The 7,910-nt window shown below is 64.6% G+C and carries 9 protein-coding genes; all 9 read left to right on the top strand.

The window, feature by feature from the left end:
- Positions 1-227: 227 nt before the first annotated feature.
- Positions 228-656, top strand: a complete 429-nt coding sequence (locus tag BN2503_RS18245) for a CopD family protein (protein ID WP_054258035.1) — start codon at positions 228-230, stop codon at positions 654-656.
- Positions 656-1,789, top strand: coding sequence for a VanZ family protein (locus BN2503_RS18240; protein ID WP_054258034.1), 1,134 nt, complete (start codon positions 656-658; stop codon positions 1,787-1,789). Before BN2503_RS18245 ends, BN2503_RS18240 begins: the two co-directional genes overlap by 1 nt.
- Positions 1,786-2,127, top strand: coding sequence for a (2Fe-2S) ferredoxin domain-containing protein (locus BN2503_RS18235; protein ID WP_054258033.1), 342 nt, complete (start codon positions 1,786-1,788; stop codon positions 2,125-2,127). The genes BN2503_RS18240 and BN2503_RS18235 overlap by 4 nt, the downstream gene beginning before the upstream one ends.
- Positions 2,128-2,210: 83 nt before the next feature.
- On the top strand, positions 2,211-2,846 hold the full coding sequence (locus BN2503_RS18230) for an alpha/beta hydrolase (protein ID WP_054258032.1): 636 nt from the start codon (positions 2,211-2,213) through the stop codon (positions 2,844-2,846).
- Between the two features lie 110 nt (positions 2,847-2,956).
- Positions 2,957-4,126, top strand: a complete 1,170-nt coding sequence (locus tag BN2503_RS18225; RefSeq protein WP_054258031.1) for a D-alanyl-D-alanine carboxypeptidase family protein — start codon at positions 2,957-2,959, stop codon at positions 4,124-4,126.
- 132 nt (positions 4,127-4,258) lie between these two features.
- On the top strand, positions 4,259-4,636 hold the full coding sequence (gene rpsL, locus BN2503_RS18220; RefSeq protein WP_054258030.1) for a 30S ribosomal protein S12: 378 nt from the start codon (positions 4,259-4,261) through the stop codon (positions 4,634-4,636).
- Between the two features lie 163 nt (positions 4,637-4,799).
- The gene (gene rpsG, locus BN2503_RS18215; RefSeq protein WP_054258029.1) at positions 4,800-5,273 is read left to right on the top strand and encodes a 30S ribosomal protein S7; all 474 of its coding nucleotides are present in this window, start codon (positions 4,800-4,802) and stop codon (positions 5,271-5,273) included.
- Between the two features lie 84 nt (positions 5,274-5,357).
- Entirely contained in the window at positions 5,358-7,466 is a 2,109-nt protein-coding gene (fusA, locus tag BN2503_RS18210; RefSeq protein ID WP_054258028.1) for an elongation factor G, read from the top strand.
- Between the two features lie 175 nt (positions 7,467-7,641).
- Positions 7,642-7,910, top strand: a 269-nt coding sequence (locus BN2503_RS18205; protein ID WP_233495128.1) for a GTP-binding protein, incomplete at its 3' end; no start/stop codon positions are given.

The following is a 7,910-nucleotide window of genomic DNA, read 5'->3' as shown; positions in this document are numbered from 1 at the left end:
CTGGCATGAATCGACGAGGCGGCCTTCCCAGAAGACCACGCCCAACATAGCATCGCGCATGACGGGGAAGAGGAAGGGGATCGGTTTGTTTGGCGACTGCCAATCTACCAACCTCAGAACCGTCAACCACTACTTCCCCCAGATCGCGCGAAGAACCTATTTTTTGCCGCCTGGCGCGGGCGTGGGGGCTTTGCCGCAGGGGGCGCCATGCCCCGTACACTGCCCCCATGCTCTGGGTCAAAGCCTTTCACATCGTCTTCGTGGCCAGCTGGTTCGCCGGCCTGTTTTATCTGCCGCGCATTTTCGTCAACCTGGCCATGGTGCAGCCGGGCTCGCTGGCGGAACGTGAGCGCCTGCTTCTGATGGCGCGCAAGCTGCTGCGTTTCACCACCCTGCTGTCCGTGCCTGCCGTGGGGCTTGGCCTGTGGCTCTGGCTGGGCTATGGCATTGGCCGCGGGCCGGGCAACGGCTGGCTGCACGCCAAGCTGGCCGTGGTGCTGCTGGTGATCGGCTACCACCACATGTGCGCGCGGCTGCTGCGCCAGTTCGTCGCCGATACCTGTCAGCGCAGCCATGTGTGGTTCCGCTGGTTCAACGAAATTCCCGTCCTCTTGCTGCTGCTGGCGGTGGTGCTGGTGGTGGTCAAGCCATTCTGATGGCTGCCGGGGCCGGGGCGCAGCGCGCCACCATGGCCTGGCCGCTGGCGCTGATCTACGCAGCGCTGGTTCTTTTCGCCAGCCTGTTCCCGTTCGAGGGCTGGCGCGCCCAGGGCATTTCGCCCTGGGAATTCCTCGCGGCGCGCATGCCGCCGCCGTACTGGACCTGGTTCGACGTCAGCATCAACGTGGTGGGGTATGTGCCCCTAGGCTTTCTGCTGGCGTTGGCGTTGCTGCGCTCGGGCTGGCCGCGTGCCGCCGTGCCGCTGGCGGCGCTGGCGGGGGCGCTGTTGTCGCTGGCCATGGAGTTTTTGCAGATCTACCTGCCGCAGCGCGTGTCGTCCAACCTGGACCTGGTCCTCAATGCCGGCGGCACGCTGTGCGGTGCCCTGGCCGCGGCGCTGCTGGAGCGCCTCGGGGCCATCGACCACTGGAGCCGCTTTCGCGCGCGCTGGTTCGCGCCTGATGCGCACGGTGCCCTGGTGCTGCTGGCGCTGTGGCCGCCAGCGCTGCTGTTCCCGGCGGCCTTGCCGTTCGGGCTGGGCCAGGTGCTGGAGCGCCTGGAGGCCGCCGTTGCCGAGGTGCTGGAGGGCACACCGTTCCTCGACTGGCTGCCGCTGGGCAACGCGCTGGAGCCGCTGGCGCGCAGCAGCGAAGCCCTTTGCGTGCTGCTGGGGCTGCTCATCCCCTGTCTGCTGGGGTACAGCGTGATTGGCCATACCGGCCGGCGTGCGCTGTTCGCGTTGCTGGCGGTGGGCGTGGGCGTGGGGGTGACGGCGCTGTCCTCGGCGCTGACCTGGGGCCCCAGCCATGCCTGGGAGTGGTGGGTGGGTCTGCCGGTGCGCGTGGGCGTGGCGGCCGGTGTGGCGGTGGCGGCGCTGCTGCTGCCGCTGCGCCGGCGTGCGTGCGCGGCCGTGCTGCTGCTGGCGCTGGTGCTGCACCTGAGCCTGCTCAACCAGGCGCCCACCAGCGCGTATTTCGCGCAGACGCTGCAGCTGTGGGAGCAGGGGCGCTTCCTGCGTTTCTATGGCTTGGCGCAGTGGCTGGGCTGGCTCTGGCCTTATGGGGCGCTCGCCTATGTGCTGGTGCGCCTGTCGCGGCGCGAGGGGCAAACCTACAATCCAGAACCATGAGCGATACCACCCCCCCGTATTTCCAGCGGCACATCTTCTTCTGCCTGAACGAGCGGGCCAATGGCGAGGCCTGCTGCGCCCAGCACGGCGCGCAGCAGGCCTTTGAGCACTGCAAGGCGCAGGTCAAGGCGCTGGGCTTGGCCGGGCCGGGCAAGGTGCGCGTGAACAAGGCGGGCTGCCTGGACCGCTGTGCCGCCGGGCCGGTGGCCGTGGTGTACCCCGAAGGCGTGTGGTACAGCTACGTGGATACCTCCGACATCGACGAAATCGTCACCTCGCACCTGCGTGATGGCCAGGTGGTCGAGCGTTTGCGCACGCCGCCGGAACTTGGGCGCTGAACGGCGCTCTATCGGCATTTCAATGTTTTTGGCTGCTAGCGCTTGCTGGATAAGCGCTAGCAGCTATTGATTGGATAGCGAACGTGAATGCGCAGACTGAACGCTTGAGCCTTGCGGGTGGCGCGGGCCCCATCGAGGCCGCGCGCGACGGCGCCGCCGCAGGCGTGGCGCCGCGCGGTGTGGCCATCATCGCCCACCCGCACCCGCTGTTTGGCGGCACCATGGACAACAAAGTGGTGCAGACCCTGGCGCGGGCCTTCGTGGCCAGCGGCTACCAGGCGGTGCGTTTCAATTTCCGTGGCGTTGGCGGCTCGGCTGGCGTGCACGACGAGGGCCGGGGCGAGTGCGAAGATCTGCTCTCCGTGGTCGCCCAGGTGGCGCCCGAGGGGCCGCTGGCCCTGGCGGGCTTCTCCTTCGGTGCGTTCGTGACCAGCCACGCGCTGGCGGCGCTCTGGGGGCAGCGCCGTATTGACCACGTGGTGCTTGTCGGCACGGCCGCGAGCCGCTTCACGGTAGCACCCGTGCCCGCCGAAGCGCATGGCCGCACTCTGGTGGTGCATGGCGAGCATGACGACACCGTGCCACTGGCCGCCGTGATGGACTGGGCGCGGCCGCAGATACTGCCCGTTACCGTTGTGCCGGGCGGCGGACATTTCTTCCACGGACAATTGCCGCTGCTCAGAAACTTGGTGGCGCGCCACCTGCAATCGCCGCCCTGAGGGGTGGCCCCTTGGGATCTGTTTCCCTGTCTTCGCTGGCCCGGGGCGCGGCGGCTGCCGCCATGGCCCGGGGCCCTGTTTATTCGCCCCTTCTTTTTCTGGTGCATTCCATGATCCGAACCCTTCCCGCACTGCGCGTCCTGGCTCTGGCGGCTGCGGCGCTGCCTACCGTTTTGCTGGCCCAGGTGGCCACCCCCCAGCCGCCCGAGGTGGCCGCGCGCAACTACCTGCTGGTAGACGTGACGGCCGGCCAGGTGCTGGCCGCCAAGGACATCGACGCGCCGGTGGAGCAGGCATCGCTCACCAAGCTCATGACGGGCTACCTGGTGTTCGACGCGCTGCGCGCCAAGAAAATCACGCTGGAGCAAAAGCTGCCGGTGAGCGAGCGCGCCTGGAAGATGCCGGGCTCGCGCATGTTCATCGACCCGAAGATGCAGATCCCGGTCGATGACCTGCTCAAGGGCATGATCGTGCAGTCGGGCAACGACGCCACGGTGGCGCTGGCCGAAGGCGTGGGCGGCACGGTGGAAAACTTCGTGCGCCTGATGAACGAGCAGGCCAAGGCGCTGGGCATGACGGGTACGAGCTACAAGAACCCCGAGGGCCTGACCGAGCCCGGCCACACCACCACGGCCAAGGACTTGGCGATCCTGGCGCGGCGCTTGATGCAGGACTTCCCCGAGTACATGCACTACTACGCCACCAAGCACTACGCTTACCCGGGCACGCCCAAGTCGAACGGCAACAACCGCAACACGCTGCTGTTCCGCGACCCGACGGTGGACGGCCTCAAGACGGGCCACACCGCGGCGGCCGGTTATTGCCTGGTGGCGACGTCCAAGCGCGAGTTTCCGCAGCTCGGCCAGCGCCGCCTGCTGTCCATCGTGCTGGGTACGGCGAGCGAGAACGCGCGTGCCAATGAAAGCCAGAAACTGCTGAACTGGGGCTACACCGCGTTCGACGCGGTCAAGCTCTTCGACGCCGGCCAGCCCGTGGCCACGCCTGACATCTGGAAGGGCAAGCAAAGCCAGCTCAAGATCGGCCGGGCCGAGCCCATCGTCGTCACCGTGCCCTCGGGCAGTGCGGGCAAGGTCAGCACCCAGGTTGTGCGCCAGGAGCCGTTGCTGGCGCCTATTGCCCAGGGCCAGCAGGTGGGCACGCTCAAGGTGATGCTGGGCGAGCAAAGCGTGGCTGAGGTGCCCCTGGTGGCGCTGGAGGGCGTGGAGCAGGCCGGTCTGTTGGGCCGCGCGTGGGACGCCATTCGCCTCTGGATCAAGTGATGGGCGCGCGCCAGGGCAGGCTGCGCTTGCCTTGCGGGCACTGAACTGTTAGGATCGCGGGCTTTTCGGATTTTCCGAAGGGATTCACGTTTTCGCTTCATTGAAGCACATTCACGTTTAGGGACGTATTCAATGCCAACCATTAACCAGCTCATCCGTCATGGGCGCGAGGTCGAGACGATCAAGTCGAAGAGCCCCGCGATGGAAAACTGCCCCCAGCGCCGCGGCGTGTGCACCCGTGTGTACACCACGACGCCTAAGAAGCCTAACTCCGCTCTGCGTAAGGTTGCCAAGGTGCGCCTGACCAACGGTTTTGAGGTCATCTCCTACATCGGCGGCGAAGGCCACAACCTGCAAGAGCACAGCGTCGTGCTGGTGCGCGGCGGCCGTGTGAAGGATTTGCCCGGTGTGCGTTACCACATCGTGCGCGGCTCGCTTGACCTGCAAGGCGTCAAGGACCGTAAGCAGGCCCGTTCGAAGTACGGCGCCAAGAAGCCGAAGGCCAAGTAATCAGGCTTTTGCAAATTTTCGGTGCTGTGTCCCCCGCGTGGCGCGGAAGATGCAGCGTAGTGACCCTCCCGCAAAATGGTTTGCGCGGGTCGAGTAAGTGGGAGTCCTGATGGCTCTCGCGGTACCTGAAATGGTGCCAACTGAAGCAAGATAGAGGTAAAAAATGCCACGTCGTCGCGAAGTCCCCAAACGTGAAATCCTGCCGGATCCCAAGTTCGGCAATGTCGAGCTGTCCAAATTCATGAACGTGATCATGGAAGGCGGCAAGAAGGCAGTTGCAGAGCGCATCATTTACGGCGCTCTGGAGCTGATCGAGAAGAAGCAGCCCGAGAAGAATGCCCTGGAGGTGTTCACCACGGCCATCAACAACGTCAAGCCCATGGTGGAAGTGAAGTCCCGCCGCGTGGGTGGCGCCAACTACCAGGTGCCCGTGGAAGTGCGCCCCGTGCGCCGCCTGGCCCTGTCGATGCGCTGGATCAAGGAAGCCGCCCGCAAGCGTGGCGAGAAGTCCATGGCCCAGCGTCTGGCCAACGAGCTGATGGAAGCTACCGAAGGCCGTGGCGGCGCCATGAAGCGCCGTGACGAAGTGCACCGCATGGCCGAAGCCAACAAGGCTTTCAGCCACTTCCGCTTCTAAGTCTCGCAAATCCCCTCGAAGGCTGGGAGCCCGTTCGTCACCCTCCGGCGACCGGGCTCTCGCCGTTAACGAAAGACCATCACCATGGCACGCAAAACTCCCATCGAGCGTTACCGCAACATCGGTATCTCGGCCCACATCGACGCTGGCAAGACCACGACCACCGAGCGTATCCTGTTCTACACGGGCGTGACCCACAAGCTGGGTGAAGTGCACGACGGCGCTGCCACCACCGACTGGATGGAGCAGGAGCAAGAGCGCGGTATCACCATCACGTCTGCCGCCGTGACCTGCTTCTGGAAGGGTATGGACATGTCCTACCCCGAGCACCGTTTCAACATCATCGACACCCCCGGCCACGTGGACTTCACCATTGAGGTGGAGCGTTCCATGCGCGTGCTGGACGGCGCCTGCATGGTGTATTGCGCCGTGGGTGGCGTGCAGCCCCAGTCGGAAACTGTCTGGCGCCAGGCCAACAAGTACAAGGTGCCCCGCCTTGCCTTCGTGAACAAGATGGACCGTACCGGTGCCAACTTCTTCAAGGTGGTGGACCAGATCAAGACCCGCCTGAAGGGCAACCCCGTGCCCGTGGTGGTGCCGATCGGCGCTGAAGACAACTTCAAGGGTGTGGTCGATCTGCTGAAGATGAAGGCCATCCTCTGGGACGAAGCCTCCCAGGGCATGAAGTTTGAGTACGGCGACATCCCCGCCGACGTCAAGGAAACCGCCGAAAAGTGGCGCGAGAACATGGTCGAGGCTGCTGCCGAGGCCAGTGAAGAGCTGATGAACAAGTACCTGGAAGAAGGTACCTTGTCGGAAGAAGACATCAAGGCCGGCCTGCGCGCACGGACCCTGGCTGTTGAAATCCAGCCGATGCTGTGCGGTACCGCGTTCAAGAACAAGGGCGTGCAGCGCATGCTCGACGCCGTGATCGACTACCTGCCGTCGCCCGTGGATATCCCGGACGTCGAAGGCACCGACCCGGACGACGAAGAGAAGAAACTGGCCCGCAAGGCCGACGACGGCGAGAAGTTCTCTGCCCTCGCGTTCAAGCTGATGACCGACCCGTTCGTGGGCCAGTTGACCTTCGTGCGCGTGTACTCGGGTGTGCTGTCCAAGGGCGACACCGTTTACAACTCGGTCAAGGGCAAGAAGGAACGTATCGGCCGTATCGTGCAGATGATGGCCAACGAGCGTATCGAGGTCGATGAAATCCGCGCTGGTGACATCGCCGCTTGCGTGGGCCTGAAGGATGTGACCACGGGCGAAACCCTGTGCGACGTGGACAGCCCCGTCATCCTGGAACGCATGGTGTTCCCCGAGCCCGTGATCGCCCAGGCCGTCGAGCCCAAGTCGAAGTCCGACCAGGAAAAGATGGGTATCGCCCTGTCGCGCCTGGCTTCGGAAGATCCGTCGTTCCGCGTGCGTTCCGACGAAGAATCGGGCCAGACCATCATCGCCGGTATGGGCGAGTTGCACCTGGAAATCATCGTTGACCGCATGAAGCGCGAGTTCGGCGTGGAAGCCAACGTCGGCAAGCCCCAGGTGGCCTACCGCGAAACCGTGCGCGCCACGGTCAAGGACGTGGACGGCAAGTTCGTGCGCCAGTCCGGTGGTAAGGGCCAGTACGGTCACGTGGTGTTCCGTCTGGAGCCCAACGAGCCGGGCAAGGGCTTCGAGTTCCTGGACGAAATCAAGGGCGGCGTGGTGCCGCGCGAATACATCCCCGCCGTGCAAAAGGGCGTGGAAGAAGCGCTCACCAGCGGCGTGCTGGCCGGCTACCCCGTGGTGGACGTGAAGGTTGCGCTGACCTTCGGTTCGTACCACGATGTGGACTCGTCCGAGCAGGCGTTCAAGATGGCCGCCATCTTCGGCTTCAAGGAAGCCGCCAAGAAGGCCCAGCCTGTGATCCTCGAGCCGATGATGGCCGTGGAAGTGGAAACGCCGGAAGACTACGCCGGTACCGTGATGGGTGACCTCTCCAGCCGCCGTGGCATGGTGCAGGGCATGGACGACATGGTCGGCGGTGGCAAGGCCATCAAGGCCGAGGTGCCGCTGTCGGAAATGTTCGGCTACGCCACGCAGCTGCGCTCGATGACGCAAGGCCGCGCCACCTACACGATGGAATTCAAGCACTACGCGGAAGCACCGCGCAACGTGTCCGAGGCCATCATCGCCGCACGCGCCAAGTAATTGGCGTGAAAATGGCTGTCAGCCTTTGTCCATCAAGCGCTGGCAGCTATTGAATAAATAGCAAATTTTTTGCAATCTGCGATCCGGTGCCGTCCTGTGGCCTCGTGCGGGACGAGCCAGCAACCGGATGCAGACGTTAAACCCTCACACGGGCATTGCTCTTTGGAGATTGAAAATGGCAAAAGGTAAGTTCGAGCGGACCAAGCCGCACGTCAACGTTGGCACGATCGGCCACGTGGACCATGGCAAGACCACCCTGACGGCGGCAATCGCCACCGTGCTGTCCGCCAAGTTCGGCGGCGAAGCCAAGAAGTACGACGAAATCGATGCGGCGCCCGAAGAAAAGGCCCGCGGCATCACCATCAACACCGCCCACGTCGAATACGAAACGGCCAACCGCCACTACGCCCACGTGGACTGCCCCGGCCACGCTGACTACGTGAA

The sequence above is a fragment of the Paenacidovorax caeni genome (assembly GCF_001298675.1).
In the GTDB taxonomy this organism is placed as follows: domain Bacteria; phylum Pseudomonadota; class Gammaproteobacteria; order Burkholderiales; family Burkholderiaceae_C; genus Paenacidovorax; species Paenacidovorax caeni.
The sequence above is the reverse complement of the archived record's forward strand: the minus strand, read 5'-3'. Positions and strand labels throughout refer to the sequence as shown.